The following is a 23,676-nucleotide window of genomic DNA, read 5'->3' on the forward strand; positions in this document are numbered from 1 at the left end:
GTTGCATCATGTCGGTACCCCCGCGTGCCGTTCAGCTTAACGAAGCGAACGCGTTCCTTAAGGAACATCCTGAGGTTCTCTACGTTGACCTTCTGATTGCAGATATGAATGGTGTGGTGCGCGGCAAGCGCATAGAGCGCACCAGCCTCCACAAGGTTTACGAGAAAGGCATCAACCTGCCGGCCTCCCTCTTCGCCCTGGACATCAACGGTTCCACCGTCGAGAGCACTGGGCTTGGCCTGGACATCGGCGATGCTGACCGCATCTGCTATCCAATCCCCGACACGCTGTGCAACGAGCCGTGGCAGAAACGCCCCACCGCACAGCTGCTCATGACCATGCACGAGATCGAAGGCGAGCCCTTCTTCGCCGACCCTCGTGAAGTGTTGCGTCAGGTTGTCAGCAAGTTCGACGACATGGGCCTGACCATCTGCGCCGCGTTCGAGCTGGAGTTCTACCTGATCGACCAGGAGAACGTGAACGGCCGCCCGCAACCACCCCGCTCGCCGATCTCGGGCAAGCGCCCACAGTCGACCCAGGTGTACCTGATCGACGACCTCGACGAATACGCCGACTGCCTGCAGGACATCCTCGAGGGTGCCAAAGAGCAGGGTATTCCGGCCGACGCCATCGTCAAGGAAAGCGCCCCGGCGCAGTTCGAAGTCAACCTGCACCACGTCCCCGACCCGCTCAAGGCCTGTGACTACGCGGTGCTGCTCAAGCGCTTGATCAAGAACATCGCCTACGACCATGAAATGGACACCACCTTCATGGCCAAGCCCTACCCGGGCCAGGCAGGCAACGGCCTGCACGTACACATCTCCGTGCTGGACAAAGATGGCAACAACATCTTCACCAGCGAGGATCCCGAGCAGAACGCCGCGCTACGTCACGCTGTCGGCGGTGTGCTCGAGACCCTGCCCGCGTCCATGGCGTTCCTTTGCCCGAACGTCAACTCGTACCGTCGCTTTGGCGCGCAGTTCTATGTGCCGAACGCACCGAGTTGGGGCCTGGACAACCGCACCGTGGCCCTGCGCGTGCCGACCGGTTCTGCCGATGCCGTGCGCCTCGAGCACCGGGTAGCCGGCGCCGATGCCAACCCGTACCTGATGATGGCGGCCGTACTGGCCGGCGTGCACCACGGCCTGACCAACAAGGTCGAGCCCGGCGCGCCAATCGAAGGCAACTCGTACGAGCAGCTGGATCAGAGCCTGCCGAACAACCTGCGCGATGCCCTGCGTGAGCTGGACGACAGCGAGATCCTCAACAAGTACATCGATCCGAAGTACATCGACATCTTCGTCGCGTGCAAGGAAAGCGAGCTGGAGGAGTTCGAGCATTCGATCTCCGACCTCGAGTACAACTGGTACCTGCATACCGTGTAACTGAAAACGCCGCCCATCAGGGCGGCGTTTTTCATTGAGGCCGAGGCAGGCTTACAGCGACTTTTCGAAAATCTTCGAATTGCGCTGATAGTTGTACAGCGAAGCCCGCGCCGCCGGCAGCCGCTCCACGCCACTTGGCGCAAAGCCACGCTCACGGAACCAGTGCGCAGTGCGCGTCGTCAGCACGAACAGCGTATTCAAACCCATCTGCCGTGCCCGGCTCTCGATGCGTTCAAGCAGCTCATCGCCGCGCCCACCATGCCGGTACTCCGGGTTCACCGCCAGGCACGCCAGCTCCCCCGCCTCGGAATCGGCAATCGGGTACAGCGCCGCACACGCGATGATCATGCCCTCGCGCTCGACCACGCTGAACTGCTCGATTTCCCGCTCCAGCACCTCGCGCGAACGGCGCACCAGGATGCCTTGCTCTTCCAGCGGGCTGATCAGCTCCAACAGGCCGCCGACATCTTCGATGGTTGCCTCACGCACGACCTCGAACTGCTCCTGGGACACCAGCGTACCGCCACCCCCGCGGGTGAACAGCTCGGTCAGCAGCGCACCGTCTTCGGCATAACTGACGATATGGCTGCGCGCCACGCCGCCCTTGCAGGCCTCGGCGGCAGCATCCAGCAGCTCCCCCTGATAGTCGCTGCCCAGGCGCAGCAGATGCGGGGCCACCTGCTGCGGGCGCAGCTCACGCACCAGCTTGCCCTGTTCATCCAGCAGCCCCGGCTCGGCGCCGAACAGCAGCAGTTTGTCGGCACCCAGCTCGATGGCCGCGCGGGTGGCCACGTCTTCGCAGGCCAGGTTGAAGATTTCACCCGTGGGCGAGTACCCCAACGGCGACAGCAGCACGATGGAGCGCTCGTCGAGCAAGCGGCTGATGCCTTTGCGGTCGACCCGGCGCACTTCGCCGGTGTGGTGGTAGTCCACGCCTTCGAGCACACCGATGGGCCGGGCAGTGACCAGGTTGCCGGACGCCACGCGCAGGCGCGAGCCCTGCATCGGCGAAGCGGCGATGTCCATCGACAAGCGGGCCTCGATGGCCAGGCGCAGGGCACCCACAGCATCGATCACGCAATCCAGCGTGGCCGCATCGGTAATGCGCAGGCTGCGGTGGTAGTGCGGAGTCAGGCCGCGCTCGGCCAGGCGGCTCTCGATCTGCGGGCGCGAGCCATGCACCAGCACCAGCCGCACGCCCAGGCTGTGCAGCAGCACCAGGTCGTGGACGATGTTGCCGAAATTAGGGTGCTCCACCCCGTCGCCGGGGAGCATGACCACAAAGGTGCAGTCGCGATGGGCATTGATGTACGGGGAAGCATGACGCAGCCAGTTGACGTAATCGGGCATGACAGGGCCTGTGGATAAGTGGACGGAGAACGGCGATACAGGGGGCGTTCAAGATCATCGTCGGAACAGGCTTGCGGTCACGCGCGGTCTCCTCTAGGCAGGAACGAATCAGCTCAATGGACGTTTAGTGCAGGCAATAGTGCCGGATCAGGTCACGCAATAGACGCACGGTAGGCTCGATTCGTGACATTTCAAGGTACTCGCCAGGCTGGTGGGCACAGGCGATGTCGCCAGGGCCCAGCACGATGGTCTGGCAGCCCAGCTGCTGAAGATAAGGCGCTTCGGTGCCGAACGCTACCGCTTCGGCGCGATGACCGGTCAGGCGCTCGGCCACGTGCACCAGCTCGGCGTCCGCAGCCTCCTCGAACGGGGGCACTTCAGGGAACAGCGGCGCATAGTCGATGCGCACCTCATAACGTTCCGCCAGCGGTACCAGCTTCTGGCGAATCGCCGCACGCAACTGCTCTGCATCCATCCCCGGCAGCGGCCGCAGGTCGAATTCCAGTGCACACTGGCCACAAATGCGGTTGGGGTTGTCGCCGCCATGGATGCAGCCGAAGTTCATCGTTGGCGTAGGCACGGTGAACTGTGGGTTGCGGTACGCCTGCTGCCATTGCCCGCGCAACTGCATCAGCTCGCCCATCACCGCGTGCATGGCTTCCATTGCGCTGCGCCCGAGGCTTGGGTCCGACGAATGGCCGCTGCGGCCCAAGATGTCGATGCGGTCCATGAGGATGCCCTTGTGCATGCGGATCGGCCGCAGGCCGGTGGGCTCGCCGATTACCGCTGCGCGGCCCAGCGGCTGGCCGGCCTCGGCCAGGGCGCGGGCGCCGGACATGGAACTTTCTTCGTCGCAGGTGGCGAGAATCAGCAGTGGCTGCTTGAAGTCGTGCTCCAGCAACGGCAGCACGGCCTCGATGACCAGGGGGAAGAAGCCCTTCATGTCGCAGCTGCCCAGGCCGACCCAGCGGCCATCGATTTCGGTCAGCTTCAGCGGGTCGCTCGACCACAGCTGCTCGTCGAAGGGCACGGTATCGCTGTGCCCCGCCAGCACCAGGCCACCCGGGCCAGTGCCACGGCTGGCCAGCAGGTTGAACTTGCCGGGGCTGACCTGCTGGATGTCGCACGTGAAACCCAGGTCGCCCAACCAGCCGGCCAGCAGGTCGATGACCTGGCGGTTGGACTGGTCCAGCGCAGGCTGGGTACAACTGACCGAAGGCGCGGCGATCAAAGCGGCGAACTGGTCTTTCAGCGTCGGCAACGGCATGCCCGTACTCCTCGGAAGCGTTGCCCATCATAGGACCATCTGCCGTCTGGAATAAACCGTTGGCGGCCGACTGCTGTAGACTCTGTTGCCAACGAGCCCCTCCTTCGAGCCAGCGATGCACAAAGAAACCGAACTCAAGCTCCGCGCCAGCCGCGAGACCCTTGCCGCCCTGCGCGAGCACCCCTTGCTGAAAAAGCGCAACAAGTCCGGTTGGCAGACCCGCGAACTGCTCAACCAGTACTTCGACACCCCGGAGCGTGACCTTTCCGCTGCCCGCGTGGCCCTGCGCCTGCGCCGCGATGGCGAGGCGATCATCCAGACCTTGAAGTGCCGTGGCCAAAGCGTGGCCGGGCTGTCCGAGCGCAACGAGTACGAGTGGCAGCTGGACAAGGTCAAGCTCGACCTGAAAAAACTCGACGCCACCTGCTGGCCCGAGCAGTTGGCCGCGCTCGACAAGAAAACCATCAAGCCGCTGTTCACCACCGACTTCACCCGCGAATTCGCGGAAATCGCCTGGGGCCGTGGCAAGAGCAAAGTCGTGATCGAGGCCGCGCTGGACCAAGGCTTCGTGATCGCTGGCAAGCGCAAGGAAGAAATCTGCGAGCTGGAGCTCGAGCTGCGCGAAGGTGCGCCTGAAGCCCTGCTAGAGCTGGCCGCCGAGCTCGCCGCCAGCCTGCCGTTGATGCCCTGCGACATCAGCAAGGCCGAGCGTGGCTACCGCCTGCTGGAGCCCGAAAGCTATGAGCTGGGCTTGCCGCACACCGAGCTGGACGCCGAAATGGCCGTGGACGATGCCTACGCCGCCCTCGCCTGGCAGCTGTTGGCCAGCAGCCAGCGCCTGGCCGAGCAATATCGCCACAATGGCCACTGGCGCCTGTTGCAGGACTGGGTCGAGTGCCTGGCCGAGTTGCGCGCACTGACCAGCAGCCTGGGCCAGGCGGCACCGCGCCCGTCCACCCGCGCCCTGCGCAGCAGCCTCGACGCATTGCTCGAAGACTGGCGCCCGCTGGTGCAGGCCGGTAACGATGACGAAGACATCCGCCGCGCCGCGCCCGAGCAGTTTGCCGAAGAGCTCGAAGACGTGCGTTGGGGTCAGTTCTCCCTGGAAACCTCGCGCTGGCTGCTGGCCCGTGGCTGGACCGCCGAACGCAAAGGCCGTGGCGAACGCCAGGGCAATGCGCAGCTGGCCAGCTGGATGGCCCATCTGCTGGGCGAAGAAGGCCGTGCCCTGAAGCTGCCGCTGTACACCCAGCGCCCGGAAGACCTGGCCGAACAGCTGCCGCGCATCGAACAGTTGCTGGCCTGGCTGCACCATGCCCGGCAGGTGCTCGAAGCACCGCAAATGGACCGCCTGTACGGCGACCTGAAAAAACTGCACGAGCTGGCCGAGCTGCCGCTGTCGGAAGAGCCCGACGAGCTGCTTGAAGCCCGTATCGAACAGGCCCGCGCCGTTGATCAGAGCCGCGGCTGGAAGCACCTGCTCAAGCCCTGACGACACGGCCCCTGTAGGAGCGGCCTTGCGTCGCGAACGGGTCGCGCAGCGGCCCCACGATCTCCAAAGCAGCACAGATCTTGGGGCCGCTGCACGACCCTTTCCGACCGATCCGGCGCCCCGGCAAGGCCGCTTCACGAAAATCTACCTCAGCGACCCAGTGGCAGGCTCGTCGTGGACTTGATCTCCGAAAGCGCCACAATCGAATTGACCTCCTGAATCCCCGGCACATTCGACAGCTTTTCAAAGAAGAACCGCTCGTACGCCTCGATGTCCGAGGTAACGATGCGCAGCAGGAAGTCCACCGACCCCATCAGCACATAGCACTCCAGCACCTCCGGGAACCCCCGAATCGCCTCGGTGAACTCGGTAAAATTCGAGCGCCCGTGCGCGTTCAGCTTCACCTCGGCGAAGATCTGCGTGTTCAAGCCGATTTTCTTGCGGTCGAGCAAGGTCACCTGCCCGCGTATCACCCCCTCCTCCTTGAGCCGCTGAATACGCCGCCAGCAAGGCGATTGCGACAACCCGACACGCTCGGCAATCTGTGCGCTGGACAGCGAAGCGTCCTCCTGAAGCAGTTCGAGGATGCGCCGATCATAGGCGTCCAGCTCGCTGTGCATGAATAATCCCCCAAAACCATATAATCAGAATTGAACGATCTGCCATTCCAGCAAATCGATGGAATCATAGCGAAAAAATACCCGCCGCAACGTGCAAGAATTTCTCCCACATTCGCGGAGACCAGCATGAACGCACTGCCACGTACCGACGCCTGGGCCGCCAGCAACGCCCACAGCACCGTGCACTACCGCCTGCAGGCCGAGGCCGAGCCCGACAGCCTGTGCCGGGTGCTCAACCTGTTTGCCTTGCAGTTTCTGACCCCGCACCACGTGCAGGTCAGCCAACAGGAGGACTGGCTCGATATCGAAATCGGCATTGGCGGGCTGAGCTGGCACCGGGCCGAGGTCATTGCGCAAAAATTGCGCAACCTGGTGTGCGTGGGTGACGTGAGCCTGGCGAACCTTGCGCGCGTGGAGCTGGCGGTGGTCTGAATGGACTGCTGTCCTGCCCAATACGCTCTCAACGGATCGCCCATGCAAGTGGTTACTCAAACAGTCGAAAACCCGGCGTTCTGGAGCTACCTGGTACAGACAGTTGGGGATCATTTCAACGAACTGCGTGAACATCTGGATGCGAAGGGGATGGGATAGCTGACGGGTTATCGGCGACAGCAAGATCCCGAAACCCTTTGCCAGCAGACAGCTCACCGCACCCGGCTAGCCTTCATCAGGACTCCCCACCTGGCAAGGACGCCAACATGCATACCCCCGGCAAGCAAGCACTCGACCTCAACCGCCTGCTCCAGGCTCTGCTGACCGAGCAGCACCTGGACGCCAGCGACACCCTGCTGGTACTTGAGCAGGCCGCCGCACGCCCGGCCTGCCACCCACTGGAACTGATCGCCGGCCCTGGTCTTGAAGACCGCATGCACCCCGGCCAGCCGCTGGACTTGGACCGCCTCTGTCAGTGGCTGGCCGATAAGGTCGGCCAGCCCTTTGTGCGCATCGACCCGATGCAACTGGACATGTCCCAGGTCAGCGGGCTGATCTCCCCGGCGTTCGCCCAGCGCCATGGCATCCTCGTCGTGGCCGCCGACGCCTCGGCCGTCACCGTGGCCAGCGCCCAGCCTTATCAGGATGACTGGCAGGCAGACCTGGCCCGCAGCCTCGGCAGGCCGATTCGTCGGGTGCTGGCAAGCCCGTTGCAGATCCGCCAGCTGGGGCAATCGTTCTTGCGCCTGGCCCAGTCGGTACAGGGTGCGCAACACCAGCAGCCGGCCAGCCTGGGGGAGCTCGAACACCTGCTGGAACTGGGCAAACGCCAGGCCGAGGCCAATGCCGACGATGCGCATATCGTGCACATCGTCGACTGGCTGCTGCAGTACGCCCTCGAACAACGCGCCAGCGATATCCACCTGGAGCCCCGCCGCGAACAGGGGCAACTGCGGTACCGCATAGACGGCCTGCTGCACACCGTCTACGCCTTTCCCGCAGGCGTGACCCTGGCGCTGGTCAGCCGCCTCAAACACCTGGGGCGTATGGATGTAGCGGAGAAACGCCGGCCACAAGACGGTCGCCTGCAAAGCCGCCTGCCGGGCGGCGGCGAGGTGGAGCTGCGCCTGTCGACCCTACCGACGCCGTTTGGCGAAAAACTGGTGTTGCGCCTGTTCGACCCGCAACAACTGCATGAAGGCTTCGACCGCCTGGGCCTCGAAGGGCAGCAGCTGGAGCAATGGCGGGCGCTGCTGCGCCACCGCCAAGGCATCATCCTGGTAACGGGCCCCACCGGTTCCGGCAAGACCAGCACGCTCTACGCCAGCCTCAAACTGCTGGCCACCCCGCAAATCAACCTGTGCACCATCGAAGACCCGATCGAACGGCTGGAACCGGCGTTCAACCAGTTGCAAGTGCAGCCGGCCCTGGGCCTGTGCTTCGCCAACGGCGTGCGGGCGATGCTGCGCCAGGACCCGGACATCATCATGATCGGCGAGATCCGTGACCGTGAAACCGCCCTGGTGGCCGTACAGGCAGCCCTCACCGGGCACCTGGTGCTGTCGACCCTGCACACCAACGATGCCTGCGCTGCGATCACCCGCCTGCAGGAACTGGGCGTAGCCGACTACCTGATCAAGGCAACGCTGATCGGGGTCATGGCGCAACGGCTGATTCGTACCCTTTGCGGCGATTGCCAGGGTTGTGCCTCGGCGGCCAGCGGCCAGCCCTGCCGTACCTGTCGTGGTACCGGATTTCACGGTCGCACGGGCCTGTTCGAACTGTTGATACCCAGCGAAAACTTGCGCGCGCAGATAGGCCCGCACACCGACCTTGCACACTTGCGGCGCCAGGCACTGACGGAAGGCTTGCTGGACCTGCGCCGCTGCGGGGAGGCGAAAGTGGCCTGCGGGCTGACCCGCGCAGAGGAAGTGCTACGGGCCTGCTCCTGAGCGAAAATCCCTTGTATTCAAGGAACTTGCCTCCTTTGCCACGATCAAACCGCGCATCTTCAACCCTCACCCTTCGAGGTGTTTCAACATGCGTCTCAAAACCGCCATCGCGACCGCTGCCTTGCTTTCGCTGCCAATGGGCTCCGCCATGGCCGATACCTTCTGGCGTAACGTGATTTCTTCGGGTGCGACCACCGCGTCCACCTACCTGACCTCCAAGGATCACAAGCTGGTACTGGCCGCGCAGGAAGACGCTGGCAGCTTCGTGGCCAGCGAAGGCGCCATTCGTGGGCCGTTCCTGGAGTCTGCGCTGCGCCAGGTGCGCACCGAAAACCCAGGCATGCAAGCCAGCGACATGGAACTGGCCAATGCCATTCTGGCCAAGAACGCAGTAGCCGAGTAAATAATCGGGGGGCCAAGCCCCCCGAAACTCAGCGATAAGCCTCCACCGGCACACACGCGCAGAACAAGTTCCTGTCTCCATACACATTGTCGACCCGGTTCACCGCTGGCCAATACTTGTGCTGGCGTACGTGAGCACTGGGGGCGATGCCCTGCTCCAGGCTGTACGGCCTGTTCCACGCTGCCAACACATCGGCCAAGGTGTGCGGCGCATGCTTGAGCGGGTTGTCTTCGGCCGGCCAGTTGCCCTCCTGCACCTGGGCGATTTCTGCACGGATCGCCAGCATCGCCTCGACGAAACGGTCCAGCTCGGCCTTGGACTCACTCTCGGTCGGCTCGACCATCAGCGTGCCCGGTACCGGGAATGACATGGTCGGGGCATGGAAGCCGTAGTCCATCAAACGTTTGGCCACGTCCTCCTCACTGATGCCGGTCTGTGCCTTGAGCGGGCGCAGGTCGAGGATGCATTCGTGGGCCACACGCTGGTTACGCCCGCGGTAGAGCACCGGGAACGCCCCGGCAAGCTGGCTGGCCAGGTAGTTGGCCGAGAGTATCGCCACCTCGCTGGCATCGGCCAGTTGCGGGCCCATCATGGCGATGTACATCCAGCTGATCGGCAGAATGCTCGCACTGCCCCAGGGCGCGGCACTGACCGCGCTGTTGTTCGGGTCCAGGCCGGGTACCGGCACCACCGGGTGGCTGGCGACAAAGGGCTTGAGGTGGGCGCGGATGCCGATCGGGCCCATGCCGGGGCCGCCGCCGCCATGGGGGATGCAGAAGGTCTTGTGCAGGTTCATGTGCGAGACGTCGGCGCCGATGTCTGCGGGCCGTGCCAGGCCGACCTGGGCATTGAGGTTGGCACCGTCCATGTACACCTGGCCACCGTGCTGGTGCACCACGTCGCAGATTTCGCGGATACCCTCTTCGTACACCCCATGGGTCGAGGGGTAGGTGACCATCAGGCAGGACAACCGATCCCCTGCCGCCTGGGCCTTGACCTTGAGGTCCGTGAGGTCGACGTTGCCGTCTTCGTCGCAATCGACGATCACCACGTCCATGCCGGCCATTTGCGCCGAGGCCGGGTTGGTGCCGTGGGCCGAGGACGGAATCAGGCACAGCGTACGCTGCGGCTGATGGCGGCTGCGGTGGTAGCGGGTGATGGCCATGAGGCCGGCGTATTCGCCCTGGGCCCCGGAGTTGGGCTGCATGCAAATGGCGTCAAAGCCCGTGATCGCGCACAACCAGCTCTCCAGCTCGTCGATCATCGCTTTGTAGCCAACCGCCTGGGCAGCAGGCGCAAAGGGATGAAGCTGGGCGAAGCCGGGCCAGGTGATGGGGATCATCTCGCTGGTGGCGTTGAGCTTCATGGTGCAGGAGCCCAGCGGGATCATCGACTGGTTCAGCGCCAGGTCTTTGTTTTCCAGCTGCTTGAGGTAGCGCAGCATCTCGGTTTCACTGTGGTGCAAGTTGAAGACCGGGTGCGCGAGGAACGGCGTGCGCCGCACCAGCCCCGCTGGTATGCCTTCGGGCAGCGCCAGTTGGTCGAGCGTCGCGATGTCCAGGCCGTGGTCGACCCCCAGGAAAACATCGAACAGGCGCAACACGGTCTGTTCGCTGCAGGTTTCGTCCAGGCTCACGCCCAGGTGCCCACGCCCGAGGATGCGCAGGTTGATCTGCGCGTGCTCGGCACTTTCGATGATCGCCGCCTGCGCGCCGCCCACCTCCAGCGTCAGGGTGTCGAAAAAATGCTGGTTGAGCCGCTTGATGCCCTTGGCTTCCAGGCCGGCCGCCAGGATAAAGGTCAGCCGATGCACGCGCTGGGCAATGCGCTGCAAGCCCTCTGGGCCATGGTAGACGGCATAGAAGCCGGCGATATTGGCCAGCAGTACCTGGGCCGTGCAGATGTTGGAGTTGGCCTTCTCACGGCGGATGTGCTGCTCGCGGGTCTGCAGGGCCATGCGCAGCGCGGTATTGCCACGGGCATCGCGTGACACACCGATGATGCGCCCCGGCATGGCCCGCTTGAAGTCGTCACGGCAGGCAAAATAGGCCGCGTGTGGCCCGCCGTAGCCCATCGGTACGCCAAAGCGCTGGGTCGAGCCCAGCACCACATCGGCGCCCAGCTCACCGGGCGGCGCCAGCACCACCAGGCTGAGCAGGTCGGCGGCAACGCAGGCCAAGGCTTGCTGGCTGTGCAGCTGGTCGATCAATGGGCGCAGGTCGCGCACCTCGCCATGGGTGTCCGGGTATTGCAGCAAAGCGCCGAATACCGAGTGCTTGGCCAGGTTATCCACAGCGTCGACGATCAGCTCGAAACCGAACCCCTCGGCGCGGGTTTTCAGTACCGAGAGGGTTTGCGGGTGGCAGTGCTCGTCGGCGAAGAAGGCGTTGCTCTTGTTACGTGCCACGCGCTTGGCCAAGGCCATCGCCTCGGCGGCGGCGGTGGCTTCGTCGAGCAGCGAGGCGTTGGCCAGGGCCAGGCCGGTCAGGTCGATGACCATCTGCTGAAAGTTGAGCAGGGCTTCCAGCCGGCCTTGGGCGATTTCTGGCTGATAAGGCGTATAGGCGGTGTACCAGCCTGGGTTTTCCAGCACGTTGCGCAGGATGATAGTTGGCGTGACGGTGCCGTGGTAGCCCATGCCGATGAGGCTGGTCCAGACCTGATTCTGCTCGGCGTAACCGGCGAGCTTGGCCAGTGCGGCCTGTTCATCCAGGGCCGGCGGCAGGTCGAGTGGGCGATTGAGGCGGATCCCTGGCGGGACCGTCTGCTCGATCAGCTCGCTGCGGCTGGCAACACCCAGCGCGCTGAGCATGGCCTGCTGCTCCGAGGCATCGGGGCCAAGGTGGCGACGCAGGAAAGGGTTGAGCTCTTGCAGTTGATGCAGGGACGGCGACTGGGACATGACGACGCTCTCTTCCTAGACCAGGCCTCATGGAGACTTATAAGTCTAGGAAGGATTGCCGATTGTGCGGAGAAACTTGCTTTTGCCGCACCATTGCCGGGCGGCGCATTGCGCCCCCCGGCTTGATCAGTTACTCGCCGATCGCAGCCTGATAAGCCGCAGCATCCAGCAGCTTGTCCAGTTCAGCTTTGTCGCTTGGCTGCAGTTTGAAGATCCACGCCCCATAAGGTTCTGCGTTCAACAGCTCCGGATTGTCTGCCAGCGCGTCGTTGACCGCGATCACTTCGCCAGCGATCGGGGCGTAGATGTCGGAAGCCGCCTTAACCGATTCGACCACGCCTGCGGCATCGCCTTGGGCAAACACCTTGCCGACTTCCGCCAGTTCGACGAACACGACGTCACCCAAGGCTTCCTGTGCATGGTCGCTGATGCCAACGGTCACTGTGCCGTCGCTTTCCAGGCGCGCCCACTCGTGGCTTTCGGCAAAACGCAGATCGGCGGGGATATTGCTCATGTCTTGAATTCCTCGATTGGCTCAGCGGTCGGCCCGCCGGTTAATAATTGTTCAAATCAGGATTTTGCCGTGGCGCACGAAGGTCGGTTTGACCACCCGCACCGGGTACCACTTGCCGCGAATCTCGACCTCGGCGCGGTCGCCGGTAGCCATGGGTACACGCGCCAGGGCAATGGATTTGCTCAGCGTAGGAGAGAAACTACCACTGGTGATCTCACCTTCGCCAATACCGGTAACACGAACCACCTGATGGGCACGCAGAACGCCGCGTTCTTCCAGCACCAGGCCAACCAGTTTTTCCTTCACACCCTGCTCGATTTCCGCCAACAGGCCAGTGCGGCCGATGAATTCGCGCGCAGCCGGCTCCCAGGCGATGCTCCAGCCCAGGTTGGAGGTCAGCGGGGTGTGGGCTTCGTCGATGTCCTGGCCGTAGAGGTTCATGCCGGCTTCCAGACGCAGGGTATCGCGGGCGCCCAGGCCACTGGGGGCGATGCCGGCCCCCACCAGGTCGTTGAAGAAGGCCACGGCCTGGTCACCCGGGAGGATAATCTCCAGGCCGTCCTCACCGGTATAACCGGTACGGGCAATGAACCAGTCGCCTTCGGCGATACCTTCGAACGGGCGCAGCTCGCGGATCAGCGCGGCGCGCGAGGGGCTCAGCAAGGCGGCCACCTTTTCACGGGCGTGGGGGCCTTGGATGGCGAGGATGGCGAGGTCCGGGCGAACCTGAACATCCACCTCGAAGCCTGCACGCTGCGCATGCAGCCAGCCAAGCACCTTTTCGCGGGTGGCGGCGTTGGTCACCAGGCGATAGCCGCCTTCGGTACGGTAGGCGATAAGGTCGTCGATAACCCCGCCCTGCGCGTTCAGCAGTGGGCTGTACAGCGCCTTGCCAATACCCGCGAGACGTGCGACGTCGTTGGCCAGCAAACGCTGCAACCAGGCAAAGGCATCACGGCCCGTGACGTCAATGACGGTCATGTGAGAGACATCGAAGACCCCGCAGTCACTGCGCACCTGATGGTGCTCCTCGACTTGCGAGCCATAGTGCAGGGGCATGTCCCAGCCGCCAAAATCGACCGTCTTGGCGCCGAGCGCCAGGTGCAGGTCATACAGAAGCGTGCGCTGTCCCATGGGTTTCTCCTTCCGGGCGTGGCGAAGCGGCGGCGGTCGATGACGTTGTGTCGTCAGCTCTTCTTGTAGGACCCGCCGCGCGAATGCCGCGCATTGTAGCCGCATGGGCGCAGGCTGGCACCCTTAGTGTCTGTGACCGGGGCGCCGAGCCGAACGGCGGATCAGCCCGATGACCGGCAGCAGCCCCACCAGTACCAGGGTCAAGGCAGGCAGCGAGGCGCGCGCCCACTCCCCCTCGCTGGTCATCTCGAACACCCGTACCGCCAAGGTGTCCCAGCCGAACGGACGCATCAGCAAGGTAGCCGGCATTTCCTTCAACACATCGACGAATACCAGCAGGGCCGCACTCAGTGCACCGGGCACCAACAACGGCAGATACACCCTGAAAAACAATCCCACGCCGCCGACGCCCAGGCTGCGCGACGCTTCAGGCAACGAGGGCCGGATACGCTCCAGGCTGCCTTCCAGCGGCCCGTAGGCCACGGCGATGAAGCGCACCAGGTAGGCCAGCAGCAAGGCCGCGAGGCTACCCAGCAGCAAGGGCTTGCCAGCGCCGCCCAGCCACGTGGAGAGCGGCACCACCAGTTGGTTATCGAGGTAACTGAAGGCCAGCATGATCGACACCGCCAGCACTGAGCCTGGCAAGGCATAACCAAGGTTGGCCAGGCCGACCCCAGCGCGGATGCCAGCCGTCGGCGCCTGGCGTCGGGCAAATGCCAGCAGCAGCGCCACGCTCACCGTGATCAATGCCGCCATGCCGCCCAGGTACAAGGTGTGCAGCACCAGGCCGACATAGCGATCGTCCAGGTCATGCCGCCCGCGCTGCCAGAACCACACCAGCAATTGCAGCAGCGGTATGACGAAGGCGCAGGCGAACACCAGCAGGCACCAGCCGCTGGCCAGCAGCGCCTTTGCCCCGCGCAGGTGATAGAGCGCTTGCCCACGCGGCCGCTCGTTGCCGGTACGGCTGGCGCCGCGCGCACGGCGCTCGCCGTAGAGCACCAGCATCACCGCCAACAGCAGCAGGCTGGCCAACTGCGCGGCGCTGGACAGGCTGAAGAAGCCGTACCAGGTCTTGTAGATGGCCGTGGTGAAGGTATCGAAATTGAACACTGCCACTGCACCGAAATCGGCCAGGGTTTCCATCAACGCCAGGGCGATACCGGCACCGATGGCCGGGCGCGCCATGGGCAACGCCACGCGCCAGAACGCCTGCAGCGGCGACAGCCCCAGTACCCGGGCCGCCTCCATCAGGCCCCGGCCCTGCGCCAGAAAGGCCGTGCGCGCAAGCAGGTAGACATAGGGGTAGAACACCAGCACCAACACGATGACCACTCCACCCGTGGAGCGTACGCGGGGCAGGCGCATCGGCCCGAAGGCTTCACGCAAGGCGCTTTGCACGGGGCCGGCAAAGTCCAGCAGGCCGACGAAGACGAATGCCAGCACGTAGGCGGGGATGGCGAACGGCAGCATCAGCGCCCAGTCCAGCCAGCGCCGGCCGGGGAATTCGCAGAGGCTGGTGAGCCAGGCCAGGCTGACACCCAGGACAGTGACGCCGATGCCTACGCCCAGCACCAGGGTCAGGGTGTTGCCGAGCAGGCGGCTCATCTGGGTGTCGAGCAGGTGCGACCAGATCTGCTGGTCGATCGACTGCCACGACAGCAACAGGACGCTCAGGGGCAGGAGCACCAGGGCAGCGATCAGGGCGACCGGGAGGTACCAGCGGCGTTGGGGGGTGTGGGGCAAGGCTCAAGTCTCGAAGGCGATGGCGACCGCTGCGCGGTCGTTCGCGGGTAAACCCGCTCCTACAGGTACGGTGCCGCCGCTTGGGCTGCGCTGCACCTGTGGGAGCGGGCTTGCCCCGCGAAAGGGCCCTTGCAGGCCCCGCAAGGATAAAGCCTGGCGCTTAGTTCCAGCCAGCCCGGTCCATCAACCGAATCGCTTCTGCCTGGCGCTTGCCCGCGATCTCGACCGGAATGCTGTCAGCTTTGAAGCTGCCCCAGGCTGCAACCTCGTCCGACGGTTTGACCTTCGGGTTGGCCGGGAACTCCTGGTTGATGTCGGCGAACAGCTTCTGCGCGTCTTCGCCGGTCATCCACTCGACCAGCTTTTTCGCAGCCTCTGGGTGCGGAGCATGCTTGGTCAGGCCGATGCCCGACAGGTTCACGTGTACGCCACGGTCACCCTGGTTGGGCCAGAAGATCTTCACCGGCAACGCGGGGTTTTGCTTGTGCAGGCGCCCGTAGTAGTAAGTGTTGACCACGCCCACATCGCACTGGCCGGCCTCGATGGCCTGGATCACGGCGTTGTCATCGGAGAACACGTCGGTGGACAGGTTGTTGACCCAGCCTTTGACGATCTCTTCGGTCTTCGCCTCGCCGTGGTTCTCGATCAGTGTGGCGGTCAGCGACTGGTTGTAGACCTTCTTCGCGGTGCGCAGGCACAGGCGGCCTTCCCACTGCTTGTCGGCCAGGGCTTCGTAGGTGCTCAGCTGTTCGGGTTTGACCCGGTCGGTGGCATAGATGATGGTCCGGGCGCGCAGGCTCAGGCCGGTCCAGTCATGGGACGAGGCACGGTACTGCGCCGGGATGTTCTGGTCGATGATGTCGGACTTGATCGGCTGCAGGATGCCCATCTGTTCGGCCTGCCAGAGGTTACCGGCATCGACGGTCAGCAGCAGGTCGGCCACACCGTTCTCGCCCTCGGCCTTGATGCGTTGCATCAACGGGGCTTCCTTGTCGGTGATGAACTTGATCTTGACCCCGGTCTTGGCGGTGTAAGCATCGAACACCGGCTTGATCAGCTCGTCGATGCGCGAGGAGTACACCACCACTTCCTCAGCTGCCTGGGCAGTGCCGCCGAACAGGGTCAGGGCCAGGGCGGCCAGTAGGGGCTTGCGTGGCAACATGGAAAGCACTCCTCGGATCGTATGAGAGGCGCAAATGGTAGTGAATCCCATTTTGTCACTCACCCTTGGAGCCGTTACCGGATGTTGCAGGGGCCGCAAGGCGGACCCGTAGGCTCAAGGCCTGGCCAACGCCGGCAGGTCCCCGCTCAACCCCAGTGCCTGGCGCACGAACAACGCCTTGGCCTCCGGCATCTGCTCCACCAGCTTCAAGCCACTGTTACGCAACCAGCGCAACGGCAGTGGGTTGGCCTGGAACAGCCGCTCGAAACCCTCCATCGCCGCCATCAGCCCCAGGTTGTGCGGCATGCGCCGCCGCTCATAGCGGCTCAGCACCTTCACATCCGCCAGCCGTTCGCCTCGCTCGCAGGCATTGACCAGCACCTCGGCCAGCACAGCGGCGTCGAGGAAGCCCAGGTTGACGCCCTGGCCAGCCAACGGGTGAATGGTGTGCGCGGCATCGCCAATCAAAGCCAGCCCTTCATCCACATAGCGCTTGGCGTGGCGCTGGCGCAGCGGCACGCAGACGCGCGGGTCTGCCTGCAGGACTTCACCCAGGCGCCCCTCGAAGGCCCGTTCCAGGGCCTTGAGGAAGGCCGGCTCATCCAGCGCCATCAACTGCTCGGCATGCTCCGGCGTGGTCGACCAGACAATCGAGCACCAGTCCTGCTGGCCATCGCGCGTCAGCGGCAGGAACGCCAGCGGGCCGTCGTCGGTGAAGCGCTGCCAGGCCGTGGACTGGTGCCCCGCGCTGCAACGTACGCTGGTGACGATGGCGTGATGCAGGTAGTCCCACTCGCGGGTTTCGCAACCGGTCAGGCGGCGCACCGCCGAGTTGGCGCCATCAGCCGCCACCACCAACGGCGCACGCAGCTGGCGGCCGTCGGCCAGGGTCAGCAGCCATTCGTCACCGGAGCGGCGCAGTTGCTCCAGCCGCGCATTGGGCAGCAAGCCGATGTCGCTGTCATGCAGACGCTCCAGCAGGCCATCCTGCACCACCCGGTTCTCGACAATGTGGCCGAGTACCTGAGCGTGCACGCTGGCCGCCGAGAAGTGGATCTGGCCCGTGCCGCTGCCATCCCACACGTGCATGTCGGTGTACGGCGTGGCCCGCCGCCGGGCGATACCGTCCCAGGCGCCAAGGCGCTCGAGAATGCGCTGGCTGGCCGCCGACAGGGCACTGACACGCGGCTCGAACGCGGCCTCGTTATCGTAGGGTTTGACCGACAGCGGGCTGCCGTCGAGCAGGAGAATGTCCAGGCCACTGTGGCGCAACGCCAAGGCCAGGGCGCTGCCGACCATACCGGCACCGACAATCAACAGATCTGCGCGCATTTCCATGCCTTACGCCTGCCTCGCTTGCGGCTTGAGCCGCACGTATAGGGTTTTGTCGACCCGCGCCACCAGCTCGCCGGCAGCGTCGCGGATATCCACCTGCAAACGCGGCAGGCACTTCTTGCCGGTGGCGGTCTGCTGGCGGATCTCGTCCAGCAGGGCGTCATCGAGGTGGAACTCGGCGTACACCGGGCCTTTGCCCGGCGAGATGAAATCGATGCTCGCCGCCTTGTCCCAGACGATGTATTCACGCCCCAACTGCTCGATCAGCAGCAACATGTAGAACGGATCGACCATCGAGTAGAGGCTGCCGCCGAACTGGGTACCGACGTAATTGCGGTTCCAGCGCGTGAGCTTCATGCATACCTTGACGCTGCGCATGTCCGGGCTGATGTGCTGCACACGGATACCGGCGCCCAGGTACGGTGGGTAGAGGTTCAACAACCAGCGCAACATACGGGCCCGGCGCGCCAGCCTGCGCGGATTGCTCATGCCTGGCCTCGCGGGTCGGGGCGCGTACCCAGGCCCATGGCCTGGCGGGCAAACCAGCTTTTCGCCGGGGGCAACAGGTCGAGGCCGAGCAGGCCGATGTTGCGCCCTGCGGCCAACAACGGCTGGTTGCTGCCGAACAGGCGCGTAACCTGGTCGGAAAAGCCGATGGTCAGGGCCTGATCCAGGCGCTGACGCTGGTGATAGACGCGCAAGGTAGCCAGGTCTCCGGGTTGCTGCGGGCCCGCCAGCAGCGCTTCGGCCAGTGCCTGAACGTCACGCAGCGACAGGTTGAAGCCCTGGCCGGCAATGGGGTGCAGGCTGTGCGCGGCGTTGCCCAGCACCACCAGGTGCGGGCGTACCTGCTCGTCGGCTTCGACCAATGCCAGCGGGTACAGATGCCTTGCCCCCACCTGGCGCAATGCGCCGAGGCGATAGCCGAAGGCGTCCTGCAGCTCGCGCAGGAAGCTGCGCTCATCGATTTCGGCCAGCCGCTGCGCGTCCATGCCCTGACGGGTCCAGACCAACGCACAGCGGTTTTCCGGCAACGGCAGCAGCGCCATCGGGCCTGCCTCGGTGAAGCGCTCGAACGCCTGGCCGCGATGGGCCTCGCCAGGCGTGATGTTGGCGATCAAGGCGCTTTGCTCATAGGGCGTGCGGCGCACATGAATGCCCAGTTGCTCACGCAGGCCGGAGCGGCCGCCATCGGCCAGCACCGCCAGGTCGCAGTCCAGGCTGGTGTCGTCATCCAGCTGCAGACGGTAACCGCCTTCGATGGCGTGCATTGCCCGCACCTCGGCGGGGCAACGCCAGCTCACCACGTCACTGTCGAGCCCCTGCCACAGGCACTGGCCAAGCCAGGCGTTCTCGACCACGTAGCCGAGCGCTGGCACGCCCTCCTCGACGGCATCCAGGCGCGTGGCGCCGAACCGGCCGCGGTCGGATACCTGAATCTGCCGGATCGGTTCGGCGCGTTGGCCGATGGCCTGCCACAGCCCCAAGTGCTGGTAGATCTGTTGTGTGCCAAACGACAGCGCCGAGGAGCGCGCATCGTAGCTGGGCTGGAAGTTGTCGCCAGGCGCGAACGGCTCGATCAGCAGGATCTTCCAGCCGCGCGCCTTGGCCCCGGCTTGCAGGGCCAAGGCCAGGCTCGCGCCGACCAGGCCGCCGCCGATGATCGCCAGGTTTACTCGATTCATGCCGCGTCCTTGCGCGCAGCCTGCATCAGCGCCTCGATCTCGGTGACCGTGCGCGGCACGCCGGAGGTCAGAATTTCACAGCCTTGCCTGGTCACTACCACGTCGTCCTCGATCCTTATGCCGATGCCGCGCCACTTCTTCGCCACCGCCTGGTTGTCGGCGGCAATGTAGATGCCCGGCTCGACGGTCAGCGCCATGCCGGGCTCCAGCACGCGCCACTGACCGCCCACCTTGTACTCGCCCACATCGTGCACATCCATGCCCAGCCAGTGCCCGGCGCGGTGCATGTAGAAGGCGCGGTAGGCTTCGCTTTCGATCAGCCCCTGCACATCGCCCTTGAGCAGCCCCAGTGCCACCAGGCCCTCGGTGATGACCTGCACGGTCGCCTCGTGGGCGTGGTTCCAGTGCTTGCCGGGGGCGATTTCGGCGAAGGCCGCAGCCTGGGCCTTGAGCACCAGCTCGTAGATGGCCTTCTGCTCGGGCGAGAAACGCCCGCTGACCGGGAATGTGCGGGTGATGTCGCTGGCATAGCAGTCGATTTCGCAGCCCGCATCGATCAACACCAGGTCGCCATCCTTGAGCGGGGCGTCGTTCTGCTGATAGTGCAGGATGCAGCCATTGCGCCCGGCGGCGACGATCGAGCCGTAGGCCGGCATTTTCGCCCCGCCCTTGCGGAACTCGTAATCCAGCTCGGCTTCCAGGCTGTACTCGTGCAGCCCGGCCCGGCATGCCTGCATGGCACGCACGTGGGCGCGAGCGGAAATTTCTGCGGCAGCGCGCATCACTTTCACTTCCGCCGCCGATTTATACAGGCGCATGTCATGCAGCAGATGATCCAGCGCAACGAACTCGTTCGGCGGCTGGGCACCAAGGCGCGCCTTGGAGCGGATCACGTTGATCCAGTCCATCAGCCGGCGGTCGAACTCGGGGTTGCTGCCCATGGCGCTGTAGACCCGCTCGCGGCCTTCGATAAGGCCCGGCAGGATCTCGTCGATGTCGGTGATCGGGAAGGCATCGTCGGCGCCGAAATCACGCACCGCACCTTCCTGGCCGGCGCGCAGCCCTTCCCATTGCTCGCGCTCGGGGTTGCGCTCGCGGCAGAACAGCACGTACTCGCCATGTTCCCGGCCGGGGATAAGCGCGATGACAGCCTCAGGCTCCGGGAAGCCGCTGAGGTACTGGAAGTCGCTGTCCTGGCGGTACACGTGCTCGACGTCGCGGTTGCGAATGGCAACTGCGGCGGCGGGCAGGATGGCGATGCTATTGGGGACCATCTGCGCCATCAGCGCCTTGCGCCGACGGGCATACTCGGCCTTGGGAATGTGGCTCATGGGCAGACTACCCCCGGTTGATCAGTGCAACGATGGCTTGGACGCGGGTGCGGCCGGCTTGGCCAGCTCGGAGAACAGCAGCAGCGGCGCTACGCGCAGGTATTCCATGACTTCCATGTAGTCGCTCTCGCCGTCTTCAGACTCTTCGAGGGCTTCTTGCACCTGCGAGATGGCAACCAGGTCCTGCAGCACGTCCTTGGCCTCGGTGGAAAGCTCCTTGCCACCTGCGTTCAGGCCGAAGCCGGTGATGAAGCCCTGGCACCACTGGCCCAGCGCCGCAGCGCGGTCGGCCAGCGCGGCGTCATCGGTGGGCAGCAGCAGGACGATGGCCATGTCATCGCTGGTCAGCTCGCCCTTGACCATCTCCTGCAGGCCGATCAGGGCATTGCGGACAGTATCACCGGGTTCGTTTTCCAGCAGTTGGGCGGCGTCGGCCAGCCAGGCGTCGGCATCGAAGCCGGCACCGGCGCAACTGCGCCCGACCAGCAAGCCGTGCAGCTCGGCAGGAGTGACAGGGTGGCCATTGCTGGAAAGCAGCATGGCGAAGGCGATGTAGGGCGATTGGGTATTGGGCATGGGCAACTAGGCGCCAGACGGCGCAATGACTAGAATGGAGACCTTGTATCCTAGCACCGGCAGGCGCGCCAAGACCATCGGCACTGGCCGTCGCGGGCCAGGGAGAGGCATCATCGCCAGGTGACTGAACGACGGAGCGATTCGAGTGCAACCCACGCAAGAGAACGACCTGCAAGCGCTGATGAGCCGATTCGAGTTGCTGATCGAACGTGTCGAGCAACTAAAACGGCAAAATGCACTCCTAGTAGCTCAGGAAAAGTCCTGGCGCGAAGAGCGCGCCCACCTCATCGAAAAGAACGAGATCGCAAGGCGCAAGGTCGAGTCGATGATTTTACGCCTCAAGGCTCTGGAGCAAGACTCATGAGTTCAAGCAATAGCGTCACCGTGCAGATCCTCGACAAGGAATACTCGATCATCTGCCCGCCGGAAGAGCGCAACAACCTGGTCAGCGCGGCGCGCTACCTGGACGGCAAGATGCGCGAGATCCGCAGCAGCGGCAAGGTGATTGGTGCCGACCGCATCGCGGTGATGGCGGCGTTGAACATTACCCACGAGATGCTGCACCGCCAGGAAGAGCGTACCGATGCACCCGCCGCTGGCACCAACCGCGAACAGGTGCGCGAGCTGCTGGATCGGGTCGATAAGGCTTTGTCCGACGACACGGATACCAAAATCGGCTGAGATTGGTATACTGGCGCCACTCCCTGGGGGATGCGCCAGTCGGTTATGTCCCTGAGCCGATACGCACAACCACGGGGGTTGCACGCTGGGGCCGGTGTGCATGTCCGCTCGACGGAAAGCCTTAACGCCCCCTGCAATCTCCACCTTGAACTTTCGGGTTCAAGGGCTACACCGATAGCGGTCCTATCGGGGAGCCTTATTTCTCTTGCCTGCATTTGCTGCGGGCAGACTCCACACCAGTAGCGACAACTGGGAACGCCCGTGCCATGACCGACACCGCGCCGCCTACCCGCCCCCAGCTCCGTCGCCTGCTGCGCAATGCCCGCCGCGCACTGACGCCTGCCCAGCAGCGCCAGGCCGCCCTCGGCCTGTACCGCCAGTTGGCGCAAGACCCGCTGTTCCGCCGCGCCCGGCACATCGCCTTGTACTTGCCCAACGACGGCGAAATAGACCCATACCTACTACTGCGCGAAGCCCAGCGACGCGGCAAGCGCACCTACCTGCCGGTACTGCACGCCTGGCCGCGCACGCGCATGGTGTTTCAGCGTTTCGAGCAGGGTGAAAAACTCAAGCGCAACCGCTTCCGTATTCCAGAGCCACTGACCGACCGCAAACGCCAACGCCCGATCTGGTCCCTGGACCTGATCCTGCTGCCGCTGGTGGGCTTCGATGAAGTGGGTGGGCGCCTGGGCATGGGCGGGGGGTTCTATGACCGCAGCCTGGCCTACCAGGCGCGCCGCAAGACCTGGAAAAAGCCCTTGCTGCTGGGGCTGGCGCATGAATGCCAGAAGGTCGAGCGGCTGGCGCAGGCCAGCTGGGATGTACCCTTGCAGGGGACGGTCTCGGACTGCGACTGGTACCTGGCGCCGAGCTGAGCGGCGCCAGCGAAGGGCATCAACGTGGTGGCTGGCTGGCGTCGACTGGCATCTGATAGGCGGTATCCAGCTTGCGCTCCCAGAACCCCTGCGCATAACCGGTAGTGACCACACCCAGGCCAAAAATGAACACCAGGATCCACAGAAGATCCGGCTTTTTGCGTTGATTCATCGAAGATTGCCCCCCAGGCAAACTGTTCCGGCTTGGCGATTTTCTGGGTATCGCCAGCGCATCTCGCTTTAAACGGGGCGCATTTTCCGACAACCTGCGTCTACACGCAAACATTGACGCCAACCGGCTGTCGGTTTCGTGCAACAGGTTATTTCAAACCTTTTCAGGAGCAGCATCCATGGCCTATTGGCTGATGAAATCCGAGCCCGACGAGCTCTCGATCGAAGGCCTTGGCCGCCTGGGCGAAACACGCTGGGACGGCGTGCGCAATTACCAGGCGCGCAACTTCCTGCGGGCCATGAGCGTGGGCGACACGTTCTTCTTCTACCATTCCAGCTGCCCGCAGCCGGGCATTGCCGGCATCGCGCGGATCACGCGGGCAGCCTACCCGGACCCAACCGCACTGGACCCAGAGAGCCCCTATCACGACCCCAAGGCCACGGCCGAGAAAAACCCGTGGAGCGCCGTAGATGTGGCGCACGTGCAGACCCTGCCCAAGGTGCTGGAGCTGGGCTGGCTCAAGCAACAGGCTGCCCTTGCCGAACTGCCGCTGGTACAGAAAGGCAGCCGCCTGTCGGTGATGCCGGTGACCCCCGAGCAATGGGCGGCGATTGTCGCGCTGAGCTGAAGGTGCGCTATGGTCATGGGGTTTGACCGATATC

23 protein-coding genes and 1 other RNA gene are annotated in these 23,676 nt (G+C 64.4%); 10 read left to right on the plus strand and 14 right to left on the minus strand.

The genetic code is table 11. From position 1 onward, the window contains the following. Window positions 1–8: 8 nt before the first annotated feature. Complete coding sequence (locus tag PC358_RS20375; protein ID WP_033702140.1) at window positions 9–1,385, plus strand: glutamine synthetase family protein; 1,377 nt, start codon at window positions 9–11, stop codon at window positions 1,383–1,385. Window positions 1,386–1,436: 51 nt separating this feature from the next. Here PC358_RS20375 and argA read toward each other — a convergent pair whose 3' ends face one another. Together argA and argE are read right to left on the minus strand one after the other, a co-directional pair. After that, window positions 1,437–2,735 carry an amino-acid N-acetyltransferase gene (argA, locus tag PC358_RS20380; RefSeq protein WP_033702141.1) on the minus strand — a complete coding sequence of 433 codons (1,299 nt, stop codon included), beginning with the start codon at window positions 2,733–2,735 and terminating at the stop codon, window positions 1,437–1,439. A gap of 124 nt (window positions 2,736–2,859) precedes the next feature. Further along, window positions 2,860–4,002, minus strand: coding sequence for an acetylornithine deacetylase (gene argE, locus PC358_RS20385; protein WP_033702143.1), 1,143 nt, complete (start codon window positions 4,000–4,002; stop codon window positions 2,860–2,862). Window positions 4,003–4,117: 115 nt separating this feature from the next. Here argE and PC358_RS20390 point away from each other — a divergent pair, with 115 nt between their 5' ends. Beyond that, window positions 4,118–5,494 (plus strand): CYTH domain-containing protein, encoded by a 1,377-nt coding sequence (locus PC358_RS20390; protein ID WP_033702145.1) that lies wholly within the window; start codon window positions 4,118–4,120, stop codon window positions 5,492–5,494. 149 nt (window positions 5,495–5,643) lie between these two features. Here the strand turns inward: PC358_RS20390 and PC358_RS20395 are convergent, their stop codons facing one another. Next, entirely contained in the window at window positions 5,644–6,114 is a 471-nt protein-coding gene (locus PC358_RS20395) for an Lrp/AsnC family transcriptional regulator (RefSeq protein ID WP_033702147.1), read from the minus strand. Window positions 6,115–6,240: 126 nt separating this feature from the next. Here PC358_RS20395 and PC358_RS20400 point away from each other — a divergent pair, with 126 nt between their 5' ends. The 3 genes from PC358_RS20400 to PC358_RS20410 all read left to right on the plus strand — a co-directional run bounded on the left by PC358_RS20400 (window position 6,241) and on the right by PC358_RS20410 (window position 8,901). Beyond that, window positions 6,241–6,546: a hypothetical protein gene (locus PC358_RS20400; RefSeq protein ID WP_033702149.1), complete on the plus strand. Its 306-nt coding sequence runs from the start codon at window positions 6,241–6,243 to the stop codon at window positions 6,544–6,546. 266 nt (window positions 6,547–6,812) lie between these two features. After that, the gene (locus PC358_RS20405; RefSeq protein ID WP_033702151.1) at window positions 6,813–8,498 is read left to right on the plus strand and encodes a GspE/PulE family protein; all 1,686 of its coding nucleotides are present in this window, start codon (window positions 6,813–6,815) and stop codon (window positions 8,496–8,498) included. An 88-nt stretch (window positions 8,499–8,586) separates the two neighbouring features. Beyond that, on the plus strand, window positions 8,587–8,901 hold the full coding sequence (locus PC358_RS20410) for a DUF2388 domain-containing protein (RefSeq protein ID WP_033702153.1): 315 nt from the start codon (window positions 8,587–8,589) through the stop codon (window positions 8,899–8,901). A gap of 28 nt (window positions 8,902–8,929) precedes the next feature. On the opposite strand, the gene gcvP is transcribed toward PC358_RS20410, so the two are convergent. The 10 genes from gcvP to PC358_RS20460 form a co-directional block, all read right to left on the minus strand. Then, entirely contained in the window at window positions 8,930–11,803 is a 2,874-nt protein-coding gene (gcvP, locus tag PC358_RS20415; RefSeq protein ID WP_033702154.1) for an aminomethyl-transferring glycine dehydrogenase, read from the minus strand. A 130-nt stretch (window positions 11,804–11,933) separates the two neighbouring features. Continuing rightward, window positions 11,934–12,317 (minus strand): glycine cleavage system protein GcvH, encoded by a 384-nt coding sequence (gcvH, locus tag PC358_RS20420; RefSeq protein ID WP_033702156.1) that lies wholly within the window; start codon window positions 12,315–12,317, stop codon window positions 11,934–11,936. 51 nt (window positions 12,318–12,368) lie between these two features. Then, window positions 12,369–13,451: a glycine cleavage system aminomethyltransferase GcvT gene (gene gcvT, locus PC358_RS20425; protein WP_033702158.1), complete on the minus strand. Its 1,083-nt coding sequence runs from the start codon at window positions 13,449–13,451 to the stop codon at window positions 12,369–12,371. Between the two features lie 123 nt (window positions 13,452–13,574). Then, on the minus strand, window positions 13,575–15,197 hold the full coding sequence (locus PC358_RS20430) for an ABC transporter permease (protein WP_033702160.1): 1,623 nt from the start codon (window positions 15,195–15,197) through the stop codon (window positions 13,575–13,577). 160 nt (window positions 15,198–15,357) lie between these two features. Next, on the minus strand, window positions 15,358–16,359 hold the full coding sequence (locus PC358_RS20435; protein WP_033702162.1) for an extracellular solute-binding protein: 1,002 nt from the start codon (window positions 16,357–16,359) through the stop codon (window positions 15,358–15,360). 114 nt (window positions 16,360–16,473) lie between these two features. Next, complete coding sequence (locus PC358_RS20440) at window positions 16,474–17,691, minus strand: 2-octaprenyl-3-methyl-6-methoxy-1,4-benzoquinol hydroxylase (RefSeq protein WP_167334469.1); 1,218 nt, start codon at window positions 17,689–17,691, stop codon at window positions 16,474–16,476. 9 nt (window positions 17,692–17,700) lie between these two features. Continuing rightward, on the minus strand, window positions 17,701–18,183 hold the full coding sequence (locus PC358_RS20445; protein WP_033702166.1) for a DUF4442 domain-containing protein: 483 nt from the start codon (window positions 18,181–18,183) through the stop codon (window positions 17,701–17,703). Then, window positions 18,180–19,379, minus strand: a complete 1,200-nt coding sequence (gene ubiH / locus PC358_RS20450; protein ID WP_033702168.1) for a 2-octaprenyl-6-methoxyphenyl hydroxylase — start codon at window positions 19,377–19,379, stop codon at window positions 18,180–18,182. The genes PC358_RS20445 and ubiH overlap by 4 nt, the downstream gene beginning before the upstream one ends. After that, on the minus strand, window positions 19,376–20,710 hold the full coding sequence (gene pepP, locus PC358_RS20455; RefSeq protein WP_033702170.1) for a Xaa-Pro aminopeptidase: 1,335 nt from the start codon (window positions 20,708–20,710) through the stop codon (window positions 19,376–19,378). The genes ubiH and pepP overlap by 4 nt, the downstream gene beginning before the upstream one ends. A gap of 21 nt (window positions 20,711–20,731) precedes the next feature. Further along, window positions 20,732–21,286, minus strand: a complete 555-nt coding sequence (locus tag PC358_RS20460) for a YecA/YgfB family protein (protein WP_033702172.1) — start codon at window positions 21,284–21,286, stop codon at window positions 20,732–20,734. A 181-nt stretch (window positions 21,287–21,467) separates the two neighbouring features. On the opposite strand from PC358_RS20460, the gene PC358_RS20465 reads away from it, so the two are divergent. The 4 genes from PC358_RS20465 (at window position 21,468) to PC358_RS20475 (ending at window position 22,842) form a co-directional block, all read left to right on the plus strand. Next, window positions 21,468–21,650, plus strand: a complete 183-nt coding sequence (locus tag PC358_RS20465) for a TIGR02449 family protein (protein ID WP_033693939.1) — start codon at window positions 21,468–21,470, stop codon at window positions 21,648–21,650. Continuing rightward, window positions 21,647–21,967: a cell division protein ZapA gene (locus PC358_RS20470; protein ID WP_033702174.1), complete on the plus strand. Its 321-nt coding sequence runs from the start codon at window positions 21,647–21,649 to the stop codon at window positions 21,965–21,967. Before PC358_RS20465 ends, PC358_RS20470 begins: the two co-directional genes overlap by 4 nt. 17 nt (window positions 21,968–21,984) lie before the next feature. After that, window positions 21,985–22,164, plus strand: a non-coding RNA gene (ssrS, locus tag PC358_RS27340) — 6S RNA. A 69-nt stretch (window positions 22,165–22,233) separates the two neighbouring features. Continuing rightward, the gene (locus PC358_RS20475; protein ID WP_033702176.1) at window positions 22,234–22,842 is read left to right on the plus strand and encodes a 5-formyltetrahydrofolate cyclo-ligase; all 609 of its coding nucleotides are present in this window, start codon (window positions 22,234–22,236) and stop codon (window positions 22,840–22,842) included. A gap of 19 nt (window positions 22,843–22,861) precedes the next feature. Here PC358_RS20475 and PC358_RS27945 read toward each other — a convergent pair whose 3' ends face one another. Further along, entirely contained in the window at window positions 22,862–23,014 is a 153-nt protein-coding gene (locus tag PC358_RS27945; RefSeq protein ID WP_167334468.1) for a hypothetical protein, read from the minus strand. 178 nt (window positions 23,015–23,192) lie between these two features. Between PC358_RS27945 and PC358_RS20480 the strand changes: the two genes are divergently transcribed. After that, window positions 23,193–23,642 carry an EVE domain-containing protein gene (locus tag PC358_RS20480; protein ID WP_033702178.1) on the plus strand — a complete coding sequence of 150 codons (450 nt, stop codon included), beginning with the start codon at window positions 23,193–23,195 and terminating at the stop codon, window positions 23,640–23,642. Window positions 23,643–23,676 lie beyond the last annotated feature (34 nt).

Source organism: Pseudomonas capeferrum (genome assembly GCF_000731675.1).
Taxonomy (GTDB): domain Bacteria; phylum Pseudomonadota; class Gammaproteobacteria; order Pseudomonadales; family Pseudomonadaceae; genus Aquipseudomonas; species Aquipseudomonas capeferrum.

Bases quoted from the DNA above. Each gene is read 5' to 3' on its own strand.
- PC358_RS20375 (WP_033702140.1), top strand. From the start codon at position 9: ATGTCGGTACCCCCGCGTGCCGTTCAGCTTAACGAAGCGAACGCGTTC.
- argA (WP_033702141.1), bottom strand. From the start codon at position 2,735: ATGCCCGATTACGTCAACTGGCTGCGTCATGCTTCCCCGTACATCAAT.
- argE (WP_033702143.1), bottom strand. From the start codon at position 4,002: ATGCCGTTGCCGACGCTGAAAGACCAGTTCGCCGCTTTGATCGCCGCG.
- PC358_RS20390 (WP_033702145.1), top strand. From the start codon at position 4,118: ATGCACAAAGAAACCGAACTCAAGCTCCGCGCCAGCCGCGAGACCCTT.
- PC358_RS20395 (WP_033702147.1), bottom strand. From the start codon at position 6,114: ATGCACAGCGAGCTGGACGCCTATGATCGGCGCATCCTCGAACTGCTT.
- PC358_RS20400 (WP_033702149.1), top strand. From the start codon at position 6,241: ATGAACGCACTGCCACGTACCGACGCCTGGGCCGCCAGCAACGCCCAC.
- PC358_RS20405 (WP_033702151.1), top strand. From the start codon at position 6,813: ATGCATACCCCCGGCAAGCAAGCACTCGACCTCAACCGCCTGCTCCAG.
- PC358_RS20410 (WP_033702153.1), top strand. From the start codon at position 8,587: ATGCGTCTCAAAACCGCCATCGCGACCGCTGCCTTGCTTTCGCTGCCA.
- gcvP (WP_033702154.1), bottom strand. From the start codon at position 11,803: ATGTCCCAGTCGCCGTCCCTGCATCAACTGCAAGAGCTCAACCCTTTC.
- gcvH (WP_033702156.1), bottom strand. From the start codon at position 12,317: ATGAGCAATATCCCCGCCGATCTGCGTTTTGCCGAAAGCCACGAGTGG.
- gcvT (WP_033702158.1), bottom strand. From the start codon at position 13,451: ATGGGACAGCGCACGCTTCTGTATGACCTGCACCTGGCGCTCGGCGCC.
- PC358_RS20435 (WP_033702162.1), bottom strand. From the start codon at position 16,359: ATGTTGCCACGCAAGCCCCTACTGGCCGCCCTGGCCCTGACCCTGTTC.
- PC358_RS20440 (WP_167334469.1), bottom strand. From the start codon at position 17,691: ATGCGCGCAGATCTGTTGATTGTCGGTGCCGGTATGGTCGGCAGCGCC.
- PC358_RS20445 (WP_033702166.1), bottom strand. From the start codon at position 18,183: ATGAGCAATCCGCGCAGGCTGGCGCGCCGGGCCCGTATGTTGCGCTGG.
- ubiH (WP_033702168.1), bottom strand. From the start codon at position 19,379: ATGAATCGAGTAAACCTGGCGATCATCGGCGGCGGCCTGGTCGGCGCG.
- pepP (WP_033702170.1), bottom strand. From the start codon at position 20,710: ATGAGCCACATTCCCAAGGCCGAGTATGCCCGTCGGCGCAAGGCGCTG.
- PC358_RS20460 (WP_033702172.1), bottom strand. From the start codon at position 21,286: ATGCCCAATACCCAATCGCCCTACATCGCCTTCGCCATGCTGCTTTCC.
- PC358_RS20465 (WP_033693939.1), top strand. From the start codon at position 21,468: ATGAGCCGATTCGAGTTGCTGATCGAACGTGTCGAGCAACTAAAACGG.
- PC358_RS20470 (WP_033702174.1), top strand. From the start codon at position 21,647: ATGAGTTCAAGCAATAGCGTCACCGTGCAGATCCTCGACAAGGAATAC.
- PC358_RS20475 (WP_033702176.1), top strand. From the start codon at position 22,234: ATGACCGACACCGCGCCGCCTACCCGCCCCCAGCTCCGTCGCCTGCTG.
- PC358_RS27945 (WP_167334468.1), bottom strand. From the start codon at position 23,014: ATGAATCAACGCAAAAAGCCGGATCTTCTGTGGATCCTGGTGTTCATT.
- PC358_RS20480 (WP_033702178.1), top strand. From the start codon at position 23,193: ATGGCCTATTGGCTGATGAAATCCGAGCCCGACGAGCTCTCGATCGAA.